Raw genomic sequence first — 23,874 nt, forward strand, 5'->3', positions numbered from 1 at the left:
TTAAATCTAAAAAATTAAACAATATGAAATGTCTAAAAGTAAAATCATTGTTATTGGTCCTGGGTATTTCTCTATTTTTTGTCGCTTGTGACAATGATGATGCTCCGGCGCCAACTGTAGTCAATTCTAAAGTCTATCAATTAGGCTCAGTAGGAACTTCTGGTGTAACAGGAACAGCAACTATTATTGAAAAAAGTGATGCAACGCTAAGCGTAGAATTAGAATTAAAAAATACTGTTGCAGGAGCATCACATCCAGCACATATTCATTTAAATACCGCTGCCGAAGGAGGTGATATAGCACTTACGTTAAAAGCAGTTGACGGTACGACTGGAAAAAGTACTACTGTATTTAATGCGCTAGATAATGGCACAAAAATTACTTATCAAGAACTACTTAATTTTGATGGGTATATCAATGTTCATTTAAGTGCAAGTAGCTTAGCTACACTTGTGGCGCAAGGTGATATAGGACAGAATCAACTTACTGGAGTTTCAAAGGTATACCCTTTGGGTAGCGTTGCTTTTCCAACAATTTTTGGAACTGCTAGTTTTTTTAAAAGAGTAAACGGTGAGGCATTAGCAGTTGTACAATTGCAAAACACTACAAATGGTGCTTCACACCCTGGGCATATTCATGCAAACACAGCAGCTCAAGGTGGTGGAATTGTATTTTCTTTCAAACCAGTAACGGGTGGTACAGGATTAAGCGTTACAAATATCTCTAAACTAGATAACGGAACTGCTTTTGGTTATGACCAATTACTAAGCTTTAACGGGTACATCAATTTTCATCAAAGTACTACTGATTTAGCTACTCTTGTTGCTCAAGGCGATATTGGACAAAATGAGTTAACAGGAAAAAAAGTAAGTTATGTATTAGATCAAAAAGACGTTGCAGGAATTAGTGGTACTGTAGAATTTGCAGAGCGTGTAAATCAAACTACATTAGTAACTATCAAACTGATAGGAACAGCGGCAGGTGCGAGTCACCCAGCGCATATACATGAAAAAAATGTAGCTACTGGTGGAAACATCATTGCGGGTTTGAATCCAGTAAATGGTACTACCGGAGTTAGCAAAACACAAGTAGCTTCATTAGTAGGTGGCGCTGCAGTAACGTACACGCAGTTTTTAACATTAGCGGCTTACGTAAATGCACACTTGAGCGATGCTAACATGTCGACTATTGTTGCGCAAGGAAATATTGGTTCAAGTGTTGGAAGCGGTGCTGGAACGGTTGAAACAAAAACATACTCTGTTACTAATAGCGGTTCTTCATCTTATATTTTTAATGGTGAAGGATTAACTAACGCAAGTAATCCAAACTTAACCTTAAGAAGAGGCGGTACATATACTTTTAATGTGAATTTACCGGGACACCCTTTTTACATTAATACGGTTCAAGGTACGGGAACTGCCAATGCGTACAACTCTGGAGTTACAAATAACGGCGCAGTAAGTGGAGCGGTGAAAATCGTGGTTCCTTCAAATGCACCTAACACCTTATATTACAACTGTGAATTTCACGGTATGATGACGGGAATAATAACAATTACCAACTAGTTTATATTTGTAGTTTGTAAAAGGGGAATGGTAAAACATTCCCCTTTTGCTTTTTATAAAACGTATTCGAACTGTTTCCCTTAAATGCCCTTATTTTAAAACGGGTAATTTACACCGGATCACAGTTTTTGACCAGCGGGTCGGAAAGTCAGAGACATTTGCTCCGCTTTTACGGAAAATTTATTTTTTGAATGAACACTTTGTGGAGCTGGCGGTGTTTTTTTATATTTTCCAATTATTTTTCATAGCTTCCAATTTCGGAACCATGCATGATTTAGTTTCGTCGTTTTCAGAAACAAAAAGTTTGATTTTATCTTCTGCTTTTTTCTCTGTCATTATTGAAAAATCTGTTGTTTTAGATTTTCCAAATATCTTTTGTCCGTTTGCTGCTAAGTAATAATAGTTGATTAGAATACTTTGCCCAATATTTGTTATTGGCAAACCTGAGTTTGGTGTTAATGCTATAATAGTTCCTTCTTTCACAAGTCCATTCTTATATAAATTATAATCTCTCAAAGCAGGAATTAAACCTATAGCCGAAAAGACAGAACCGAGAACAAAAAAGATAAATGGTAAAATGTAAAATAAATAAAATGGAAAAATAAAAGGTTCTAAATTTTGAATTTTGGTTTGATTTTCAAAAGTTTTAATCTTTATTTCACTTCCAATTTTCATTTCATTAGTTTTCTCTAAATCCATAGTTTGGAATTTATCAGATTTAATTACACCATTGTCTAAAAATTCGTAGCTTATTTTTAATGGATGTTCCCCATTTATTGTGACATTATTTATAGGTCTTAAATCAGTAATTTTTGCATTTTTTTCAGTTCCATTTTGCTCAATTTTCTTAAAGTCATATTTTTGATACGCTTCAACAAACGACTTTGTCATAAATAAAATGCTTGGAAGTAAAATGAAAATTGATGAAAAAATAAATACAATCCCTATAATTGAAAAAGGTCTTCTGTCTTTAATTAGTTTAATAAGGTTTGAAAAAGTAACTTCTCTTTTGTTCATTTTATTTGGGTTTAATTTTTACGTTTTTTTCAAAATAATCCTATGCTTGCGCGAGCGTCCCGCTCGTGCCTTTTTTTTAATTTTTGTTTTTGTTTGTGGGTACGAGCGGAGGATACTTTGCGGAGCTGGGTTATGAATCGTGTTTAATTAAGACTTTGGCACCATAGCCTTTTACTTCTCTAATTTGCCTGCCAATACAGTTTTTATTTAAAATTCTAATAAGTTTTTTATTTATATCCTTCTTTGCAGCTGTGTATGGATTTTTTGTATTCTTTGATTCATGTAATTCTAAGTACATATTTTTATCGTTGAATTTTAAAACTAATGAATCAATATCAGTTACTATTCTATGCTCAGGAGCTTTGGAGTAATCGTAAATTGTAATTCGTGCTATGCAGGCTATAGTTGTTCCGTTGAACTTTTTACTTGTTGATTTTTGTAATTGCTTCAATTCATGTTTTCTATCGTGATCAGATGTTGATTCGATTGCGCTTGTAATGTCAGGGTTTAATAAGTCAAGCCCACTTGGAAGTATTATGCCGAAATATTTGAATTCGGTTTCTGTATGGTGGTCAATATCAAAGAAGAATTTATCGTCAATATGATAGCGTAATACTGCCCATAAAATATCTTTAAAAGGTGGAATATTTTGTGTCTGTACTTCTCTCCATGCTTCCTCAAAAATACTATTAGTCAAGGAATCGATAATAATTTCTTTCTGGTCTTCTTCCACTATTGCCTTAGTGATGCCTCTTTTTACACCTTTTACAATTTCGCCTCTATGTTTTACGTGATTTCTGTAAGTTCCTTGAACTTGTTTTTCAAGAATTCCTGATATGTTTGAGAGAAATTTTGGTAAGTGCTTCAATTTGAACAATTGAGGGATTAAATAGAAATCCATTACTCTAATGGATGTAAATGGATTGTAGTCCATTGAAGATTCAACGCTATTCACCCCTCTTTTTACAGTTAGTATACTTCTTAGCGCATCTTTTGTATCTTCATCTTCTAAGTTGTTTATATGAAGCTCTATTCTTAAAAAATGATGTAGGATTGTAGAGTTAGGATTTGCTAAACCTTCATTTGTTGCTAATTCAATTATGTCTGAAAAACTCCCTGTCATATTGTTTAAACCTGATATTTCATATGACCTTTGGTACGTTTGACTTTTTGGATCTAAATACAAAGATTTATAAAGAAGAGAAAGTATTGGGTTAAAGATGTCACTTGCTTTTGATTGTTGATATCGACCATCGTAAAAATCAAAAGATAAAATTGCTGATAATATATCAATTGAAACAGGTAACGAGGAGTTTCGCGTATCAAGTGCAATAACTCCAAGATTACGTACATTACGATGAATTATTTTAAGCTGTTCAACCTTTTTTGGATCCGAAATCATTCTAGTTTGATTGATATCGAGTAATAGCAGTTTATAAACTGAAATTATCTCATTTTGAAAATCGACCAATCTCGGTAAGCATTTATAGATTCTCCTCAATGAAAGAATGTGATGAAAGTTCACATAGTCGAAATCATTAATTGTTTTTTCACTCCAATCTCTAAGTTGTTCATCTTTGATACAATTTACTAAATAACTCTTAAAACCTTTTCTTTGAACTGCTTTTAGAAGTAATGCTTTTTCGTCGGCAATTGTGTTTTTACAATGACCAAAATTTGAAAGTAAAAACCAACTTTTTATGATATCATTTCCTATATATTTTTTTCCGTTAATATTAATTGAGCCTTGAGAAACCGTTGTTCCTTTAAATGTGTTATCTGCAATTTCTGAAATTACACATTGAAGAATTAAATAGTCATATCTAGAGTGATTTATTCCCTGAAATGCTTTCGATATAAGACCTAGGTGTGCAGAAGATTGTTGTCTTTCAACCTCTTTTTCTGATAGATATATATTGTAAATGCGACTTGCTAAGTCAACAAGATTTACTTGAACTCTACCTAATATTGGGATATTTTCGGTTAACCTTCTTTCCATTAAGTTCTTTGTTAAATAGCTTGTTTGTAAATACTACAACTTTCGTGTATTATTCATTTTCAAATATATAAATAAATTATTACAAATTTTCAAAGCAACTTTTTATTGTTGAAAACTAAGGCCCGCGTGAAGGATGGCAGTGTAAATCCTTTTATGAAACGCAGCGGAATAAAAGATTGCAACGAACAGCCTGACCCGTAGTTTTTACGCAGGGACACGCCCAAATTATTTTCCTTTTCCATCCTGTGATTTTGTCAAATAACTGCCTAAAATTCAAAATGGTAAAAAGCTTGTTTGGGTTGCAAAAATTTTATAATTTTGCAGTCCGAATTTATAATATAAATAAAGAAGAAGATGGATATCAAAAGAGTAGCAACAGACGCAGTAACTGAGACAATTGTAATGACTGTAGTTCAGATGGATTACAAAGGACAAGTTGCAAAAAGAATAAACGAAAAAATGCCTTTGGCAACTGTTAAGGGATTTAGAAAAGGAGCGGTGCCTAAAGATCTTGTTGAAAAACAATACGGTAAAGGGATCAAACAAGAAGAAGTTCAGAAAGTTGTTGATTTGGCTCTAGAGCGTTTCGTACAATCAGAACGATTAAACCTTCTTGGAACGCCACTTGCTAAAGTAAACGAAGACTTTGATTGGAGTGCGGAAGAATTGGTTTTTGAATATGAAATAGGATTGGTTCCTAATTTCGAATTGGATCTTGAAGCTAAAAACGACATCGTGAAATATGTAGTTACTGCGGATGATAAATTAATAGAAGGCCAGTTGGAAAGAATCCAAAAACAATTTGGAACTGCAATTCCTCAAGAAGTTGTTGCTGCAGATTCAGATGTAACTGGAACATTCACTAACGAAGAAAAAGGAATTAATAACGCTACTACTATTGCTGCGGATCTTTTCAAAGACAAAGCGACTTTTGATTTATTCATAGGTAAAAAAGTAGGTGATGTAGTGACTGTAAATACTAAAGGTTTATTTGACGACGACCACCAATTGATGGACGTGATGAAAGTAAGTCATGATGACGTTCACGGTTTAGAGGTTGATGTAAACTTCACAATCGAAGCAATCAACACTGCTGAATTAGCAGAATTGAACCAAGAATTGTTTGACAAATTGTTTGGAGCTGGAACTGTTTCTTCACTTGAAGAATTGAAAGCAAAAATCAAAGAAGATGCTGAAACTCAATTTGCACAGCAAGCGGACCAAAAATTATTAGGTGATGTTACTGAGTTCTTAATCGAAAGCACAAAATTTGATTTACCAGCTGAATTCCTTAAAAAATGGTTGCAAACTGTAGGAGAGAAAAAACTATCTCCTGAGGAAGCTGAAGTAGAATATGTACGTTCTGAAAAAGGATTGCGTTTTCAATTGATCGAAGGTAGAGCAATGGCTCAATCTGACATCAAAATCACTTTTGAAGATTTGAAAACATTCACTACAAAAAATATCCGTCAGCAAATGGCGCAATTCGGGCAAACAAATCCTACTGACGAAGAAGTTCAAGGAATTGTAGCTAGAGTGTTGTCTAACCAAGACGAAGTGAAAAGACTTTCTGACCAAGTTGTTGCTGAGAAATTATTGGAATTGTTTAAAGAAAAAGCAAATCCTACTACTAAAGAAGTAACTTATGACGAATTTATTGCTGCTTCTTACGGAGAATAAATAAGAGTTTGTACTGTCGTAAAGTTCAAAGTCAAAAGCCCTAAGAGCAAGAGATTATTAAAATTTTATGATTTGATTACAGATACGAAACAATAAAAAATAGTTATATTTGAGCGTCAGAAAAAATATTTTTTGGCGCTCTTTTGTTTGAATTAATTTCAGGAGCTAATCCAGCTGTACGTTTCAAGTTTTTTCTCCCGTTTTAGTTTTTTAAATTCCTGCAAGAGCTTCTTTCAGTCGCTTTGCAAGAATAAAAAAACTAAAAAACGGAATTCAAAAAGCTTTTCTCTTCCATCTGGGCTAAAAAATAAGACATATTGACATCATTTATAAAGAGGTATGACCTTTGCATTAAATGGAATCACAAGATATAACGTAAAACTTAGAACAAAAAAATATGAACTACGGTAAAGAATTTAAAAAATTTGCTACAAAGGACCACGGCGTAAACTCGATGTATTACGATAAAATCGTAGGCGCAATGACTCCCAAAAACATGACTCCATATATCATCGAAGAACGTCAGTTGAATATTTCACAATTAGACGTTTTCTCCAGATTGATGATGGACAGAATTATATTCCTTGGAACAGGAATTGATGACCAAATTGCAAACATCGTTCAAGCACAGTTGTTGTTCCTTGAAAGCGCCGATGCTTCTAAAGATATTCAGATCTACTTGAATTCTCCAGGAGGAAGCGTTTACGCAGGATTAGGGATTTATGACACGATGCAATACATCAAACCAGATGTAGCAACAATTTGTACAGGAATGGCAGCTTCTATGGGAGCGGTGCTGTTATGTGCAGGAGCTGCAGGGAAACGTTCGGCATTGCCACATTCAAGAGTAATGATTCACCAACCATCAGGAGGAGCGCAAGGAGTTGCTACTGATATGGAAATCAACCTACGTGAAATGTTGAAACTGAAAGATGAATTATATAAAATTATCTCTCACCACTCCGGACAGACTTTCGATAAGGTTCATACAGATAGTGAGCGTGATTATTGGATGATTGCTGAAGAAGCAAAAGCATACGGAATGATTGATGAGGTTTTAATAAGAGGATAAAAATAGTTACAAGTTTAAGGTTTAAAGTTTAAGGTTACTGCGGGAACTTTAAACTTTAAACTTTTTAAACTTTAAACAAAAAAAGAATGGCAAAAGTAGTATTAGAGTGTTCGTTTTGTGGAAGAAAGAAGCCAGAAACTCAATTGTTGATTGCTGGTATCAATGCACATATTTGTGATAAATGTATCGAACAAGCGCACGGAATTGTTTTAGAAGAATTAAAATCTGGCGGAAGTTCGAAACTGGTTGGAGATTTGATTTTGAAGAAACCAAAAGAAATCAGAGCGTTCTTGGATCAATATGTTATTGGACAGGACCAAACTAAAAAAGTAATGTCGGTTGCAGTTTACAATCACTACAAACGTTTGATGCAACAGCAATTAGACGATGAGGTTGAGATTGAAAAAAGTAACATCATCATGGTGGGACAAACAGGAACAGGAAAAACATTGGTGGCTAAAACCATTGCAAAAATGTTGGATGTACCTTTAGCTATTGTTGATGCTACCGTTCTTACTGAAGCAGGTTATGTTGGGGAAGATGTCGAAAGTATTTTGACGCGTCTTTTGCAAGCTGCTGATTATGATGTAGCCAAAGCAGAACGCGGAATTGTATTCATTGACGAAATAGATAAAATTGCACGTAAAAGTGACAATCCGTCTATTACACGTGACGTTTCTGGTGAAGGAGTGCAACAAGCATTATTGAAATTATTAGAAGGAACTGTTGTGAATGTGCCACCAAAAGGAGGACGCAAGCACCCAGACCAAAAATTTGTTGAGGTAAATACTCAGAATATTTTGTTTATTGCCGGTGGTGCTTTTGATGGAATCGAAAGAATTATTTCGAAACGATTGAACCGTCAAGCCGTGGGGTATTCTACTTCAAAAAATGTGGATAATATTGATAAAGACAATTTGTTGCAATACATTATCCCAAAAGACATCAAAGATTTTGGATTGATTCCGGAGATTATAGGTCGTTTGCCAGTATTGACACACATGGATCCTTTAGACAGAGAAACCTTGCGTGCGATTTTGACACAACCTAAAAATGCGCTAATCAAACAATACGAGAAATTGTTTTTGATGGATGAAGTAACTTTTACCATCACAGATGAAGCGTTGGATTTTATTGTGGACAAAGCGTTAGAATACAAATTAGGAGCTCGTGGATTGCGTTCTTTATGTGAAGCCATCTTAACTGATGCGATGTATGAATTACCAAGCTCTGAAGACAAAATATTAGAAATTGACGTGGATTACGCTAAAGAAACGTTGAATAAAAATTTATTGAAACGTTTGGAGATTGCATCATAAAAAATGCATTTTTCTTAAAAATACGAACCTGTTCATTCATTTGGACAGGTTTTTTTATGGGGAAATTACACTATTTGTTATTGTTTGAAAAAAGGAGCGATATTTTTTTTTATCAACTTCAGATTGTCGATTTTTGTCTATTCTAAATCATATAAACATAGCATGCATACAGACGAAATAGAAGTAATTTTACTAAAAGTTTCAGGTCAGGACAAACCCGGAGTTACTGCTGGTTTAACATCCATTTTGGCGACTTACGATGCCATTATTCTGGATATTGGTCAAGCAGATATCCATGATACGCTTTCTCTAGGTATTTTATTTGAAATAAAAGCGGGTTCCTCTTCAGGGCCTGTTTTAAAAGATTTATTGTTCAAAGCCTATGAATTGGGCGTGAAAGTAAAGTTCATACCAATTTCTATTCCTGATTATGAAATATGGGTCAAAGGACAACGCAAACAGCGCTATACCATCAATGTTCTAGGCGAAACCCTGACAGCAGTTCAATTGGCGGCTGTCACTAAAATATTGTCAAACCAAAATTTAAATATTGACGCGATCAAAAGATTAACCGGCAGGGTTTCTATTTTGGAGAAAGAGGAGTTTCCGCGTTCTTGCATACAATTATCAGTTACAGGAACGATTGTCGATAAAACGTTTATGACCGCCAGTTTTATGGAAATTTCCAGAACATTGGATGTAGATATTTCCTTTCAAGAGGATAATATGTACCGCAGAAACCGCCGCTTGGTGTGTTTTGATATGGATTCGACCTTAATTCAAACGGAAGTAATTGATGAATTGGCTGAATTGGCTGGTGTCGGCGAGCAAGTAAAAGCCATTACAGAAGCAGCGATGAACGGCGAAATTGATTTTAGCGAAAGCTTCAAGCAACGTATGGCTTTGTTAGAAGGTTTAAGTGAGGACGTACTGCAAAATGTTGCTGAAAATCTGCCAATAACGAAAGGAGCACATCGCTTGATGAAGGCCTTGAAATATTACGGCTATAAAACCGCTATTTTATCCGGGGGATTTACCTTTTTTGGGAAATACCTGCAAAAGGAATTAGGGATTGATTACGTTCACGCTAACGAATTGGAAATCAAAGACGGGAAATTGACTGGTAATTATCTTGGCGAAATTGTTGATGGTAAAAAGAAAGCAGAATACCTTCAAGCCATTGCCGATAAAGAGGGGATTCATATCAATCAAACCATTGCAGTTGGTGATGGCGCCAATGATTTGCCAATGTTAAATTTGGCAGGTTTAGGAATTGCTTTTCATGCCAAACCTACGGTAAAAGAAAAAGCAGAAAGTTCTATTTCCAGCTTAGGACTCGACGGTGTTTTATACCTTTTAGGTTACCACGACAGGCATATTGATATGATGGAGGAGGAGTAAATTATATAATGATAAAAAATAATAAGGGCTGTACCAGATTCGTTTTTGTACAGCCTTTTTTATGCTTTAACAGTAAACACTTTTTCAGGTTTTAGTCATGTTTGTTGGTCGGGAGATTTTCAGATTCCTTAGGTTTAATTCTATTCACTAGGTCTGAATAATATTTTATTTTAAGTACAAGTGTTTTTCGAGCTAATAAATACAAATCAATCAAAATAATTGAAATAATTAAAATTAAAAGTGCTGGAACGAAATAGGCGATGTTTTCTATCATGATGTTAATTTAATTTTTTGACCTGGATATTCAAATAAAAACTGCACATTAAGTGAGTGTTTGTTTACTAGAATAACTTTTTTATTTAGAATACTTATTTGGTAAGGTATAAAACGCTACTGTAATTTTATGCTTTATTTTTTGAGGTTGTTCAAATGTTTGTTTATCGGGAGATTTACAAATTCCTCTTGCGCCGCAACTCATTCTGTGCGGTCCGCAGGAACTCAATACAAAAAGTGCAATCAAGATGTAGAAGGTGTTTTTCATCTTTTTAATTATTTTTATACGCTTTGAAACTGCATGCTTTTCAATTGTTCCAAGTAATCCCTTTGGTTAGAAAGTCTTGGGATCTTATGTTGTCCGCCCAATTTGTCACGGTCTTTTAACCAATCGTAAAACAAATTTTTCCGCGCTACATTGATTACTAACGGATTTAACGTCATGTTGTTGTAGCGTTTTGCTTCATAATCGGAGTTTAAGGATTGTATAGATTCATCTAATGCTTTCTGGAATTGTGATACATCAGCAGGAGGGTTTTTAAATTCAATCATCCATTCATGGGCACCTTTTTCTTTGCCTTCCATAAATATAGGCGCAACCGTGTAATCAACTACTTCCGTCTGGGTTAGTTTACACGCTTTGGCTATAGCCTGATCGGTATTTTCGACCATCAATTCTTCTCCAAAAACATTAATGTGATGCTTGGTTCTGCCCGTAACCCGAATTCGGTACGGATTCAATGATGTGAAACGAACGGTGTCGCCTATCAAATAGCGCCACAAACCAGAATTGGTAGTAATTACCAAAGCATAATTTTTGAATAATTCTACATCTGCTAACCGAATAATTTTTTGATCTGGTGTCCCAAAAGTATCCATTGGAATGAACTCATAGAAAATTCCGTAATCCAACATCAATAATAAATCACTGGAATTATTTAAATCCTGAATGGCAAAAAAACCTTCAGAGGCATTGTATATTTCGTAATATTTAAACTCTTTTTTAGGGAGTATTTTTTTGTATTGTTCTCGGTACGGTTCAAAATTTACGCCTCCGTGAAAGTAGACTTCTAAGTTAGGCCAAAGTTCGAATAGATTTCCTTTCCCGGTTTCTTCCAGCATTTTATTCATTAAAACTAACATCCAGGAAGGAACACCGGCAAAACTGGTTACATTTTCGTTTTTTGTATCGTTTATAATCGCTGCAATTTTAGTTTCCCATTCGCTCATCAAGGAAATTTTGTTGCTTGGCGTGCTGCTGAACTCCGCCCAAATGGGCATGTTTTCGATTAAAATTGCGGATAAATCGCCAAAAAACGTGTTGTTGTCTTCATAGATTTGGGAACTTCCGCCAAGACGCAGACTTTTTCCCAGAAACAGTTCGGAATCCTCGTTGTTATTCAAATACAAACACAACAAATCTTTACTTCCTTTATAATGACAATCCTCTAAGGCTTCATTGCTTACCGGAATAAATTTACTTTTGGCATTGGTTGTTCCGCTGGATTTGGCAAACCATTTTATAGGTGTTTCCCAAAAAACGTTTTGTTCTCCTTTGCGTGTTCTTTCTATCAGCGGCTGCAATTCTTCATACGTCGAAATCGGAACTCGCTCTGTAAAATTTGCGTAAGATTTTATTGTAGCAAATTCGTATTGCTTGCCTAAAACAGTATTTTTAGAAGCCTGAAGTAAATTCATAAGCAATTCTTCCTGAACTTCATTTGGATATTTCAAGAAAAGTTCGATCTGATGAATTCTTTGTTTGAGAACCCAGGATGCAAACGAATTGATTATGGTTAGTGGCATATAGATTTCAGATTGTTGATTAACGATTTTATATTTCAGATTTTTTTCTATTAGAAAAAGGCTAAAAGATAAGATTTGAATATCGATTGACAAATACTAACTTTGTCAAAATATCAAAAATAGTGTTTTTTTGCAAAAAACAATTCTATATCACAGTAAAGATTTGAACTCAGTAAAGGATGCTACTAATCTGAATTCTAAAATGGGATCGCTAAATCTAAAATCAGAAATCGTTAATCAACAATCTAAAATCACAATGACATACGAAGGTGTACTCAAAAAAATGCAAACTGAATTTGGAAACCCAATTCAATATTACTTAGTTTTCGAGGATAGTTTTTTGAATATAAACCAATTGCTGAACAAGAACCTAGAAATTAGTTTTGTAGGCTTTCAGTGTTTGAATTGTGGAAAAAAGAAAAAAATATTCCGTCAGGGATTTTGTTATGATTGTTTCTATTCCAGCGCGGCTGTTGGCGATTGGATTATGAAACCAGAGCTGAGTACCGCTCATCTTGGAATTCAAGATCGAGATTTGGCGTATGAAGAAAAAGTACAATTGCAACCGCATATTGTATATTTGGCCTTGTCCAGTGAAGTCAAAGTAGGCGTGACCCGCAAAACCCAAATGCCCACCCGATGGATTGATCAGGGCGCAACACAGGCGATTTCTATTGTGGAAGTTCCTAATCGATACCTAGCTGGAATTACCGAGGTAGCGCTGAAAAATTATTATGCCGATAAAACCAATTGGAGAAAAATGTTGACGAATAATGTGGAGCAAATTGACTTAGTTGCGGAACGATTGAAAGTCGAAAATTTAATCCCAACGGAAGTTCAGGAGTACTTTTATTCGCAGAAGAATGACTTGTACGAAATGCATTATCCCGTCCTAGAATATCCTACTAAAGTTGCAAGTTTAAGCTTGGATAAATCGCCTCACTTTCAAGGAAAATTGACCGGAATAAAAGGACAATATTTACTTTTTGAAGATGGAACAGTTTTCAATGTTCGTGGTTCTGAAGGTTATGTAGTGACGATTAATGTATAAGAAACATAGGTTTTTTAACCATTAAGAAATTAAGTTCCATTAAGATTTAGAGCTTAATTTTTCTTAATTCCTTAATGGTTTAAATATTTTTTCATGTATTTTTTTAACCATTAAGAAATTAAGTTTCATTAAGATTTAGAGCTTAATTTTTCTTAATTCCTTAATGGTAAAATCTCAAAAGCAAATAGTTTTGTTGTTTAGATTCAAGTATAAAATTCAATAAAAAAGAGGAATCTCACTTGGTGAAATTCCTCTTTTTTGTTTTATGAAGAGGTCTTAATTTATTTTTGTAGTATCTACTTTTTTCTTTCTATTAAACAATCCATTTAATAATTCAGAGGCTTTCGCTTTTACTTCTTCCTTAGTCGCTGGCACAGGAGGAGTGGTTGTTTTAGTAGTGTCTCCGGGTTTCTTGTTTTTATTGATATAATCCGTTAAAGCCGAAGTTCCTTGTTTTACCAGTCTGTCTTTTTGTTGGTTAACCAATTGAGTCGTCAATTTAGTTACCGCACTATTAATATCCGTGGTGATTTTAGGATTCGTAAAATTACCTACTAATACGGCATTTATCGGGAAGCTTTCTAATTTAGCAGCATCAGCAGCAGATAATTTTGCTATTAATGCATTGGCCTCCGAGCCCAAATATTTAGCAGGAACATCAAATTTTAAATTGTAATTCATGCTTTGGTCAAAACCATGAGTACCTCCAACTGTTGCTTTGATATCTTTGTACTTGATGTCAAATGGTTTAACATTTACTTTCCCATCTTTAAACGTAATTGCCGCTTTGATATCGTTTAAATTGATTTTACTCACATCAATGAATTTCAAGTTAGAGCCTAGAGCCGTCAGTAAGGTCGAATTTTTTGAATTTACCGTCGTAGAAAGTAGTTGTCCTAATAAATCTCCGGTAAGCGTTTTCAAGTCAGGAGTAAACTCCGTTGCATTTAGATTTCCGTTTAATTTGATGCTTGAATTTAATTTTCCGTTGATGATTCCCGCAATTGGCGCTATTTTTTTCAACAGATCCAGTTGGGTGAACGACTGCGCAATGTCGACTTGATTTAATTTTAAATCCATATTGAAAACCGGCGTTTTTCCTTTTGTGGAAACAGCTCCATTTACTCCAATTGTTCCACCGAAAATAGATGTTTTCACATTTTCTAAAGTTACTTTTTCATCTTTCACAATCAGTTTTCCTGATACGTCTTTCAAGGTTAAATTATCATATAAAACCGTAGTCGCTTTTGCCGTAAGCGTACAATTTAAAAACGCAGGAATCTTCATAGCGTCTGGTTTTTTAGCTGTTGCTGTTCCCGTTTTCGCCGTTTCGCCAGTTGTCATGAAATCGTCAACGGCTAATTGTTTCGAATTCATGTATAAATTTCCTTTCAACTCTTGGTTTCTAAATATAAATCCGTAGAAATTTTCTAAAACTCCGGTTACACTAATATCGCTTTTTCCGGTAGTCGCGTTCAGTTCTTTCAAATTGACTTGACTCGGATTAAATTGAACTACGGCAGTGCTAATGTTCATTGTTTTGCCATTTTCATCTGCATACTTGAAACCGGATAAACTCATAGTTCCCGCATTATTGATATTTTCATACTGACTTTTCTCTACAGATTGCATGTCGAATTTTGTAGTCACATCCGCCTTTAAAATTCCTGATAGTGGTTTGTCCAGTTTTATAGGATACGCTTGTGAAAGATTGGCTAAATTGATAGTTCCTTTCAAAACAGCATCGACAATTGCATTTTCCGTAATGTTTCTAATGTTGGCTTTAGCATTAAAAACATCTTGGTCAATTTTGAAAGAGAGTTTGTCTAAGTTGACATACGTGTCGTTTAGAATACCAGTTTCGTTGATGATTTTAGTGTCAATAACGATATTTTGAACTGTTTTTGGTAAGTTAGGGTATTTGAAGGAGGCGTTCTTGGACGCGATTTCAATATTAAATTTTGGAACCCTTGTGTCAGAATATAAGCCTTTGGCAAAACCCGCAACGGTAAAATCTCCGGTTGTTTTCACATTGTCCAGACTAGACGCATACGCCGCAGGAATAATTCCCAAGAAGTTTTTGAAAGTAGAAGTTGGGGTTTTAAATTTCAAATTGTATTGCTGTCCGGTTTCTACCATTTGGATAAAACCATCAAATTCCAACGGTAATTGATTGATCAACGCTTTATTTTCTTTGAAGGTATATTTACTTTTTTCTAAATCAATTCCTAAAATGGCATCGAGCGTCAAGGCAACATTACTCATGTAATTGACTTTGTCCATATCTAAAGTGATTTTCGCAGTGGACTTAGTAACCAAATCTAATTTTTGGGCTGCAAAATCTCCAACACCTTCATGATTGATACTGTCGATTACCATTTTGATTTTTGATTTTTCATCAAAATAACGAAACTTGAAATTTTCAATAGCATAATTCTTAATCGTTAATGATAAAGGATCACTTTTGCCAGCCTTAGCAGTTTCTTGATTTTTTAAGGCGATATCATAATTCCCGATTCCGTCTTTGTTGAAAATGATATTGATCAATCCATTTTTTGAAGTGATTCCGTCAATTTTTATAGCTTCCTCTTTGCCTTTGAACAATTCTTTGATAGACATTTTTAAATCTAATTCGTCCAAAGAAACTAAAGTATCTCCTTCAAAAGGGGCTTTGTTTATGATCACTAATTGGTCGAGTGAAACATTTGCATTTGGAAAACTTTTGATCAAACTTAAATCCACATCAGAAAAAGTAACTCGTGCGTCCACTTTTTCATTGATTGCTTCAGCAATTTTAGCTTTTATTTGATCCTTAAAAAAGTAAGGAATTGTAAATAATGCAACTAGGAACAGGATGATAAGAGCTCCAATAATTTTTAAAATTGTCTTTAGCATAATTTGATTTTCTTTAATATTATTTATTCTGCAAAAATGATGCCCTACAGCCACAAAAATAGTGGAATATAATTTAGATGTGTATATTGAAATCACCAACAGTTTTGTGGAGCGGTCTGGTTTACATTTTAGATTTAAAAAAAAATCCGTTCAAATAATTATTTAAACGGATTTTGAACGGATATTTTAAAAATTAATTAATCTTGATTTCAAACGGCATGATGGCTTGGATTCCTTTTCGTGCTTGCAACTTTTTTATTTCCTGCATCATACGATAGTTTTCTTCTCCTATTTCTTCTTTTATGAAATCAGCTTTCGATTTTGCAAACGGAAGATTAGCTAAAAGATCATTAAAGTTTTTCTCGTATTCTGGATAATTTTGAGTACTGTAACTTTTCACTTTTGCCAAAGAAGCCGCTTTTGCAATTGCATCATCTAAGCCTCCAATTTTATCTACTAGTCCAATTTTAAGTGCTTCTGATCCAGTCCAAACTCTCCCTTGAGCGATAGCGTCCACTTGTGCAAATGTCATTTTTCTTCCTTGTGCTACGTGGGTGACAAAGGTTTTATAAATGTGCTCAACACCTTCTAAAGTCACCGCTTTGAATTTTTCGTCCAAAGGGACAAAGGGACTATAATTTGCTGAATTTTCGTGCGTTTTAACTTGCTCTGTGTAGATACCAATTTTAGTAGCCAATGGTGTAAAGTTTGGTAATATTCCAAATACCCCTATCGAACCTGTGATTGTATTTTCTTCTGCAAAAATTGTGTTGGCATTACAAGCAATATAATAGCCACCTGATGCTGCATAATTCCCCATAGAAACGACTATTGGTTTTACTTTTTTGGTCAATTCAATTTCTCTCCAAATCAAATCTGATGTCAAAGCGCTTCCTCCGGGACTGTCAATGCGAAGCACAATGGCTTTTACATTTTTATTTTTTCGAGCTTCTTGTAACGAACGACGCATAGAACCTTCTCCAATCACATTTACATCGCCTTCACCACTCAATATTTCTCCTTGGGCATAGATAATGGCAATTTGATCTGAACTGTCGAAAGTTTGTGAGGTTGTAGCGATTTTTTGAGCGTAATCCACAACCGATACGCTGTTGTAGTCTTCGTCATTAGCTACTTTAAGCGCTTTTTGGATGGCATTATGGTACACATCTTCATAGGCAATAATGTCAATTAATTTTTGTGATTTTGCCATTTCTGGAGTTCGGGCTAGAAGTCCGTTAGCAATTTCATTTAATTTAGCCACTGATATGTTTCTGCTTTTTGCGATGTCAGAAGTCATGGAACTCCAAACAGAATTTAATAATGCTGTTGTTTGTTCTCTGTTCGCATCACTCATTTTATTTTCTAAAAAGGGTTCCACTGCACTTTTGTACTTTCCGTGACGAATAACTTCCATTTTTAATCCTGATTTTTCTTGAAAATCTTTAAAGAACATAATTTCAGAAGATAACCCTTTGAAATCCATTTCTCCAACCGGATTAATATAAATTGGGCTGGCAACGGAGTTCAAATAATATTCTTTTTGAGAATACGAATTGGCATACGCCATTACAAATTTTCCTGATTTTTTAAAACTTTCCAGAGCATCTCTCAAAGCTTTACTTTGCGCCATGCCTAATGATGAAGCATTGTTTAGAATAGAAATACCTTTAATATCATTGTCTGTTTTTGCTTCTTCAATGGCATTAATGATATCTGTAACGCCTACTTTTTTGTTTTCTGAAAAAATAGTTACCCACGGATCTTTGTATTTTCCGGCATAATCATTTTGTATGTTTTCTAAGTTTAATTCAATTACAGAATTGTTTTTTACTGTAACACCTTCTGATTCACCACCAAATAGAGCCCCAATGAGTATAATTCCAAAAAAGGACAGCATGAAAAAAACAAAAATCCCTATAATCGTCGCTAATACATTGCCTAAAAATTTCATAATTATATTTTTTTTATAGGTCGTAAAAAAGCAGAAAATGTTACAAGCAATCGTTTAGACCTTTCCACTTTATTTATCAATACCTGATGCAAATATATTGCTAATTCTAAAATTCTTTTAGTTAATTTGCACCTAATTATGAAATCACAGCATCAGGTTATTTTATCGATAGGGAGTAATGAAGGCAATCGTTTGGAAAATATCGAGCGCTGTTTAGAATGGATACATCAGGAAGTTGGTACGGTTATAAAAGTTTCCAGATTGTATGAAACGCCCGCTTGGGGATTTGAAAGTGATGCTTTTTATAATTGTGCAGTGGTTTTGCATACTTTCAGTTCCGCAGCTAAAATTCTGACGCAGGTCTTAAAAATTGAAAAACGGTTGGGGCGTTTGCGAAACAAGACAAAAGTATACCAATCTCGCACGATTGATATTGATTTGATTGCATTCGATTTAGAAATTATTACAACTGATAAACTCCAAATTCCACATCCGTTAATGCAGAATAGGAATTTTGTATTGCTTCCCGTTCAGGATTTAGCATTGGATTGGAAACATCCCGTTCTTCAAAAAAACATATCGGAATTAATCCTTATATCTCCAGATGACAGTGTTTGTACAATTGTGCAGGATTTAACACAGCCTTTGCGAAATATTCCGTTGGAGCAATTCAATTATGTTGCCTTTGAAGGGAACATTGGAGCGGGGAAAACTACTTTGGCTACAAAAATTTCTGAGGATTTCAATGCGAAAACCGTGTTAGAACGTTTCGCAGATAATCCTTTTTTACCTAAATTTTATAAAGATCAAAACCGGTATGCATTTCCACTTGAAATGTCATTTCTTGCGGATAGATACCAGCAATTATCCGATGATTTGGCACAATTTGATTTGTTTAAAGACTTTCTGGTTGCTGATTATCATATTTTTAAATCCTTGATTTTTGCCAAAATAACACTTGCCGAAGATGAATATCGCTTGTATCGCAATCTATTTGACATCATTTACAGAGAAATGCCCAAACCGGATTTGTATATTTATTTGTATCAAAATTCAGAACGGCTTTTGCAAAATATAAAAAAGCGTGGCAGAAGCTATGAACAAAAAATTCCAGCAGAATATTTAGATAAAATCAATAGTGGTTATCTGGATTATATCAAATCTCAGACGGACTTGAATGTTTTGATAATTGATGTATCAGACCGAGATTTTGTAAAAAATCAAGAAGATTATCTTTACATTTTAGAGCAGATACAAAAGAAAATTAGTAAATAAAATATTTTATCTTTTCAAAGTAAAATGGCCTTTTGTTTCTCTTCCATCTTCTAATTTCAAGGAAAACCAATAATCATCTGTTGGTAAAGGTGTTCCATTGAAAGTGCCGTCCCAACCTTGACTTGAATTAGGAACCCATTGCTTTAAGAGTTTTCCGTATCGGTCAAAAATGTAGATGATCGATTTTGAATTGAAAGTGTTATTTATTCCTTTAATACTCCAATAATCATTATAACCATCGCTGTTTGGTGTAAAGAATTTTGGCGCTCCTATTACAGAAATAGTTTGACTAGCGATACCACAACCATTTTTGTCATTGATGAAAACCTCGTGAATTCCAGCAGGAACATTATCAAAAAAATTGGAGTCTTGCCAAAAATTATTGGGGTCATCCAAGCTGTATTCATAATCTCCAGTTCCAGAAGTGTTAATTGTCAATGTATTGCTATTTGTCAAGTCTACAATATCAATAGAGTCAATAGTAGCTACATTCGAAGCGTTGACCGTTATCGTTCTAATGCGACTGCATCCCGCATTATTGATTACTTCAACGGTATAATCTCCCACAGTGTTTACATTTAATGTTGGGGAATTTGTGCCGAAAATTATTCCATCTTTCGTCCAAATATAATCGTAATTACTTGTTGGTGAACCGTCTAAAACACCTGCATCCAGCGTTACAAAAAAGCTCGTAAGATTGGAACAAACTAGTTCATTTGAAAGGCCATCCAAATTCAAGTCAATATTTGAAATAGGGTTGACAACAAAATTTAATGTCGTCGATGCCGTACAAATTGTGTTTAATGGGTTCTGAACATTTACAGTAATATTTTGTGTATTGGTTACAAATGGATTGGGTAATGGACTTGGCAAAAGCATATTATTTTGATCGTAATATTTGACAATCATTCCAGTTTGTCCACCTAAAATAATGGATTCGTATAAAGCGGTTTCAAACGCAAATTTCCCATCTTGATTGATTGGATTCGCTTCGTCGTCACAAGTTGTTGTAAGGTCTGAAGGAACAGCGTTAGCAATTGGCGAAGCATCTACAATAAATGTTATGGTTGTTTCATCAAAACATTGTTGAGTTGTATTATTGGTTACAACCGCCTTAATGGTTTGAGAAGTTGAAAGAAAATTTGCCGGAAATGGACTCGTGATCAAAACTCCGTTAGCATCTTTCAGAGGATTATTGGCTAGATCGAAATAAGTAACCGTAACATTGGTTTGTCCTTGTAATAAATCAGATTCCAACGAAGAAGTATTGAATGTAAATATTCCATCGTTGTTGTCGTCGCATTGTCGAGGAATAACAACTGTATTTGCAACAGGTAAAGCTTCAACAATTAAAGTCAAATACGGGCCTAGACCGTAACAGGCATTATCTAAGTTACTGTCAATCCGCATCCAAATATCTTGAGAATTAGGGTAGCCAATATTTCTATAATTCGAAATATCTGTAATTACGTTAGTTTCTGCCAAGGCATCCGCTTCATTTTTGTAGTAATTGATAGTGTAAGTATCCGAAGTAGGCAAAAGGTTTTGTATTACGGCTTTAGACGCTGTCATGTCGAAAGTAGTTATTCCGTCTCTTTTGTTGTTGTCACTCGTGTCGTTTCCATTGAGGTCTAAATTATCATCACATACTACTAATATTGGGATTTTATAGTTTGGATCAATGTTGGTGGCTGAGACTTTTAGTATTATTTCGGCAACGGTATGACAACCAGTAGTATTATTGGCTACTCTCGCCCAAATTACAGTTGTGGAAGCAGTTGTGTTTTCAAAGGACAAATCATTTACAATTAAATCCGAAGCTAATGCGTTATTTGCGCCTTCCTGAGTGTTGTAAAAGGTAAAAGTTTCCTCTGTGTAATTTTCCGAAATTACACTATTATTTACCCTTAAATTAAACAAAGTTTTTCCATCTGGAATTGCATCGGTGTCGCATTGAGAAATAGTGATATTTACCACAACGGGAAGTGCATTTACAGTAACTATTAGTTCCGTTCTAGGACCTTCACATCCAGTAGTGCTATTAGTTTGGCTCACGAAATAAGATGTTGAACCCTGGTTTGTAGTAGATGGAACAGGATTTGTTGTAGTAGATGTTCCGCCCGTTGCTGCGGTATACCAATTTAATATACAATTTGTAGCTGCCGTTGCAGATAATGGAAGTGCCATCTCATTTTTGCAGTAACTAATGGCAGTAGCTTCTGGAGCAGAGGGACGCGCGTTAATGGTTACTTTTATTTCGGAACGAGGTCCTTCGCAATTTGTAATGTTACTAGTTTGACTCACAAAATAAGAGGAAATGCCTACAGTTGTTGTTGCTGGAATAGGGCTTGATGAACTTGGGGTTCCACCCGTTGCAGAGACATACCAATTTAAAGTGCAATTTGTAGATGTTGTTGCGTTTAAAGCCGCTATTACAGTTTCGTTTTGGCAATAACTAATGTCACTGGCAACTGGAGCTAGAGGCCGCGCATTACTGGTTACTTTTATTTCAGAACGAGGTCCTTCACAACCTGTAGCAGTATTCGTTTGGCTCACAAAATAGGATGTTGTGCCAATTGTTGTTGTTGACGGGATAGGTCTTGTTGCATTTGAAGTTCCACCTATTGCTACGGTGTACCAATTTAAGATACTATTTGGAGAAATAGTTGCAGACAAAGCAACAGGAGCTTCATCTTGACAATAGAAAACAGGTGAGATAACAACTGGTGCATCTGGTAAATTTATAATGGTGGCAATTATGGCAATTCTGGAAGTGGAGCATCCTGCATCTATATAGTAAGTTGTGGTATTTGTTAGGACTGGATTATAAGTGTCGCCGGTTGTTAATGGCGTTCCACCTGAGGAAGTAGCATACCAATTGATTGTTCCATCTGTGGCTGTAGCTTTCAGTGTAACTGGCCCGGAACCACATCTTGAATTGGGTGTTGTAGATGTTATTTTAGGAATTGTAATTGTGGTACTAGCTGAGATTTGAATAGCATTAATATCTCCGGGATCTAAATCACCATATTCAACAATGTAACCTAATGGATAATAATCACTTGTTGGATCAGTACTGCCTGAATTGGATAAATCATTCCAAGAGCCTTTTTTACCAACATTATATAAAATATGAGCATAGTTTTCATTTCCTTCATTGTTGGGTTCCCACTTACTTGAATCATTACCAGTTTCATTCCAAAAGTCATAATAATATGGAGGAGTACGATAACCACTTCCGTTCCCACGCCAAAAAGAACTTCCTTTTTCCGGACCTGTTACCCATTTCCAATCACCCTCTGATGCTCCTTCTGATGAATCATCACTAGCTCCAATCCATCCTGCGCCTTTGGCTTGTACTCCCGCTAGTATCGCTTCGTCGTCTGATGTTAAGGTTGCTAAATAGCCTCGCAAACCGTAATAAACTTTTAGTGCGGCTGCATCTTTCGCTTCTTTCCATTTGACTCCTGGATAGGAAACATATTCATAAAAATGCTTATTTCTCGGCAAATAGTTTGCCTGACCAATAGTGATAGAAAAAGTCCGAGTTCCAGAAGGTGAAGTTGAGGAATTGTAGAATACGATATCTTCTATGGCAGCTACAAAATCTGCCACTGTTGCCCCATTAGCATATATTCTCAGTTTTCCTGTGATTGTATCGAAAGTATCTACTCCAATTGTTGGATGAGAGAGAAGGTTAGTTAGTATTAATTTGTCCTGGCCACTAATATAACCTGTAGATATTTGAATATAAATTTGATTTACAACATTATTGGGGTCACTTAATTGAACAGAACCAGAACTGGTAATTTTTGTATAACTACCTGGACAATAGGTCTGGTTTCCCGATGCCGAAATTGTAGGATTAGTATCAATTGCAAAACTTGCCTTCGGAATGAAGAACAAAATAATTAAAATTATTTTCAAAAAAACATTAATTTTCATTCTATAAAAGTACTGATTCTTTTTGCATTTTTTATTTCGGCCAATTCATTTTAGAAAATAAATCCCAAACCACAATCCCTGCGCTTACAGATATATTCAAAGAATGTTTGGTGCCTAATTGTGGGATTTCGATGGAGCCATCACACAGCGCAACTGCTTCTTGTGAAACTCCATAGACTTCGTTTCCAAAAACTAAAGCATATTTTTCTCCCTTTTTAATCTCAAAATTTTGTAGAAAAATAGCACTTTCCACTTGTTCTATGGCAAGTGTGATTACGTTTTCTTTTTTTAAATTTTCAATGACTTCTAATACATTTTTCTGATGTTCCCAAACAACTGTTTCTGTGGCACCAAGGGCTGTTTTGTGAATTTCTTTATTAGGAGGAGTTGCAGTGATGCCGCACAAATAAATTTTTTCAATTAAAAAAGCATCGGCAGTTCTAAAAACAGAACCAATATTATGCAAGCTGCGAATATCATCTAAAACCAAAATAAGGGGTGTTTTTTCCGATTGTTTAAAAGCTTCAATGGATTTTCGATCCAATTCGCTGTTTTCAAGCTTTCTCATATTTTTTTGGGATTTTTATGCATAAAAAAGCTCCCGACAAGGAGGGAGCTTTTT

16 protein-coding genes are annotated in these 23,874 nt (G+C 34.9%); 7 read left to right on the forward strand and 9 right to left on the reverse strand.

Annotated elements, in window-relative coordinates:
- Window positions 1-23 precede the first annotated feature (23 nt).
- Window positions 24-1,565 (forward strand): hypothetical protein, encoded by a 1,542-nt coding sequence (locus tag BLS90_RS01670; protein ID WP_091254354.1) that lies wholly within the window; start codon window positions 24-26, stop codon window positions 1,563-1,565.
- A gap of 222 nt (window positions 1,566-1,787) precedes the next feature.
- On the opposite strand, the gene BLS90_RS01675 is transcribed toward BLS90_RS01670, so the two are convergent.
- Window positions 1,788-2,582, reverse strand: a complete 795-nt coding sequence (locus BLS90_RS01675) for a hypothetical protein (RefSeq protein ID WP_091254358.1) — start codon at window positions 2,580-2,582, stop codon at window positions 1,788-1,790.
- 130 nt (window positions 2,583-2,712) lie between these two features.
- The gene (locus BLS90_RS01680) at window positions 2,713-4,581 is read right to left on the reverse strand and encodes a hypothetical protein (protein ID WP_091254362.1); all 1,869 of its coding nucleotides are present in this window, start codon (window positions 4,579-4,581) and stop codon (window positions 2,713-2,715) included.
- A 354-nt stretch (window positions 4,582-4,935) separates the two neighbouring features.
- Here BLS90_RS01680 and BLS90_RS01685 point away from each other — a divergent pair, with 354 nt between their 5' ends.
- The 4 genes from BLS90_RS01685 to serB all read left to right on the forward strand — a co-directional run bounded on the left by BLS90_RS01685 (window position 4,936) and on the right by serB (window position 10,053).
- On the forward strand, window positions 4,936-6,261 hold the full coding sequence (locus BLS90_RS01685; RefSeq protein ID WP_091254365.1) for a trigger factor: 1,326 nt from the start codon (window positions 4,936-4,938) through the stop codon (window positions 6,259-6,261).
- Between the two features lie 397 nt (window positions 6,262-6,658).
- Window positions 6,659-7,333: an ATP-dependent Clp endopeptidase proteolytic subunit ClpP gene (gene clpP, locus BLS90_RS01690; protein ID WP_073351820.1), complete on the forward strand. Its 675-nt coding sequence runs from the start codon at window positions 6,659-6,661 to the stop codon at window positions 7,331-7,333.
- 86 nt (window positions 7,334-7,419) lie between these two features.
- Entirely contained in the window at window positions 7,420-8,652 is a 1,233-nt protein-coding gene (gene clpX, locus BLS90_RS01695) for an ATP-dependent Clp protease ATP-binding subunit ClpX (RefSeq protein WP_091254369.1), read from the forward strand.
- Window positions 8,653-8,814: 162 nt separating this feature from the next.
- Window positions 8,815-10,053 (forward strand): phosphoserine phosphatase SerB, encoded by a 1,239-nt coding sequence (serB, locus tag BLS90_RS01700; RefSeq protein ID WP_091165569.1) that lies wholly within the window; start codon window positions 8,815-8,817, stop codon window positions 10,051-10,053.
- A 91-nt stretch (window positions 10,054-10,144) separates the two neighbouring features.
- On the opposite strand, the gene BLS90_RS01705 is transcribed toward serB, so the two are convergent.
- From BLS90_RS01705 to BLS90_RS01715, 3 genes are all read right to left on the reverse strand, one after another.
- Entirely contained in the window at window positions 10,145-10,327 is a 183-nt protein-coding gene (locus BLS90_RS01705; protein WP_091254371.1) for a hypothetical protein, read from the reverse strand.
- Between the two features lie 81 nt (window positions 10,328-10,408).
- Window positions 10,409-10,594 carry a hypothetical protein gene (locus tag BLS90_RS01710; protein ID WP_091254375.1) on the reverse strand — a complete coding sequence of 62 codons (186 nt, stop codon included), beginning with the start codon at window positions 10,592-10,594 and terminating at the stop codon, window positions 10,409-10,411.
- Between the two features lie 14 nt (window positions 10,595-10,608).
- Window positions 10,609-12,132, reverse strand: coding sequence for a GH3 auxin-responsive promoter family protein (locus tag BLS90_RS01715; RefSeq protein WP_091254646.1), 1,524 nt, complete (start codon window positions 12,130-12,132; stop codon window positions 10,609-10,611).
- A gap of 256 nt (window positions 12,133-12,388) precedes the next feature.
- On the opposite strand from BLS90_RS01715, the gene BLS90_RS01720 reads away from it, so the two are divergent.
- Window positions 12,389-13,183: a DUF2797 domain-containing protein gene (locus tag BLS90_RS01720; protein WP_091254648.1), complete on the forward strand. Its 795-nt coding sequence runs from the start codon at window positions 12,389-12,391 to the stop codon at window positions 13,181-13,183.
- A 276-nt stretch (window positions 13,184-13,459) separates the two neighbouring features.
- Here BLS90_RS01720 and BLS90_RS01725 read toward each other — a convergent pair whose 3' ends face one another.
- Window positions 13,460-16,078, reverse strand: a complete 2,619-nt coding sequence (locus BLS90_RS01725; protein ID WP_091254379.1) for an AsmA-like C-terminal region-containing protein — start codon at window positions 16,076-16,078, stop codon at window positions 13,460-13,462.
- 193 nt (window positions 16,079-16,271) lie between these two features.
- Window positions 16,272-18,032: a signal peptide peptidase SppA gene (gene sppA, locus BLS90_RS01730; RefSeq protein WP_091254382.1), complete on the reverse strand. Its 1,761-nt coding sequence runs from the start codon at window positions 18,030-18,032 to the stop codon at window positions 16,272-16,274.
- A 138-nt stretch (window positions 18,033-18,170) separates the two neighbouring features.
- Between sppA and folK the strand changes: the two genes are divergently transcribed.
- Window positions 18,171-19,307, forward strand: coding sequence for a 2-amino-4-hydroxy-6-hydroxymethyldihydropteridine diphosphokinase (folK, locus tag BLS90_RS01735; protein ID WP_091254384.1), 1,137 nt, complete (start codon window positions 18,171-18,173; stop codon window positions 19,305-19,307).
- Between the two features lie 6 nt (window positions 19,308-19,313).
- Here the strand turns inward: folK and BLS90_RS01740 are convergent, their stop codons facing one another.
- Together BLS90_RS01740 and BLS90_RS01745 are read right to left on the reverse strand one after the other, a co-directional pair.
- Window positions 19,314-23,234: an Ig-like domain-containing protein gene (locus tag BLS90_RS01740; RefSeq protein ID WP_175455413.1), complete on the reverse strand. Its 3,921-nt coding sequence runs from the start codon at window positions 23,232-23,234 to the stop codon at window positions 19,314-19,316.
- Between the two features lie 49 nt (window positions 23,235-23,283).
- Entirely contained in the window at window positions 23,284-23,820 is a 537-nt protein-coding gene (locus BLS90_RS01745) for an RNA methyltransferase (protein WP_091254390.1), read from the reverse strand.
- Window positions 23,821-23,874: the final 54 nt, after the last annotated feature.

Origin of the sequence: Flavobacterium omnivorum (assembly GCF_900099915.1) — a bacterium.
In the GTDB taxonomy this organism is placed as follows: domain Bacteria; phylum Bacteroidota; class Bacteroidia; order Flavobacteriales; family Flavobacteriaceae; genus Flavobacterium; species Flavobacterium omnivorum.

Bases quoted from the DNA above. Each gene is read 5' to 3' on its own strand.
- BLS90_RS01670 (WP_091254354.1), top strand. From the start codon at position 24: ATGAAATGTCTAAAAGTAAAATCATTGTTATTGGTCCTGGGTATTTCT.
- BLS90_RS01675 (WP_091254358.1), bottom strand. From the start codon at position 2,582: ATGAACAAAAGAGAAGTTACTTTTTCAAACCTTATTAAACTAATTAAA.
- BLS90_RS01680 (WP_091254362.1), bottom strand. From the start codon at position 4,581: ATGGAAAGAAGGTTAACCGAAAATATCCCAATATTAGGTAGAGTTCAA.
- BLS90_RS01685 (WP_091254365.1), top strand. From the start codon at position 4,936: ATGGATATCAAAAGAGTAGCAACAGACGCAGTAACTGAGACAATTGTA.
- clpP (WP_073351820.1), top strand. From the start codon at position 6,659: ATGAACTACGGTAAAGAATTTAAAAAATTTGCTACAAAGGACCACGGC.
- clpX (WP_091254369.1), top strand. From the start codon at position 7,420: ATGGCAAAAGTAGTATTAGAGTGTTCGTTTTGTGGAAGAAAGAAGCCA.
- serB (WP_091165569.1), top strand. From the start codon at position 8,815: ATGCATACAGACGAAATAGAAGTAATTTTACTAAAAGTTTCAGGTCAG.
- BLS90_RS01705 (WP_091254371.1), bottom strand. From the start codon at position 10,327: ATGATAGAAAACATCGCCTATTTCGTTCCAGCACTTTTAATTTTAATT.
- BLS90_RS01710 (WP_091254375.1), bottom strand. From the start codon at position 10,594: ATGAAAAACACCTTCTACATCTTGATTGCACTTTTTGTATTGAGTTCC.
- BLS90_RS01715 (WP_091254646.1), bottom strand. From the start codon at position 12,132: ATGCCACTAACCATAATCAATTCGTTTGCATCCTGGGTTCTCAAACAA.
- BLS90_RS01720 (WP_091254648.1), top strand. From the start codon at position 12,389: ATGACATACGAAGGTGTACTCAAAAAAATGCAAACTGAATTTGGAAAC.
- BLS90_RS01725 (WP_091254379.1), bottom strand. From the start codon at position 16,078: ATGCTAAAGACAATTTTAAAAATTATTGGAGCTCTTATCATCCTGTTC.
- sppA (WP_091254382.1), bottom strand. From the start codon at position 18,032: ATGAAATTTTTAGGCAATGTATTAGCGACGATTATAGGGATTTTTGTT.
- folK (WP_091254384.1), top strand. From the start codon at position 18,171: ATGAAATCACAGCATCAGGTTATTTTATCGATAGGGAGTAATGAAGGC.
- BLS90_RS01745 (WP_091254390.1), bottom strand. From the start codon at position 23,820: ATGAGAAAGCTTGAAAACAGCGAATTGGATCGAAAATCCATTGAAGCT.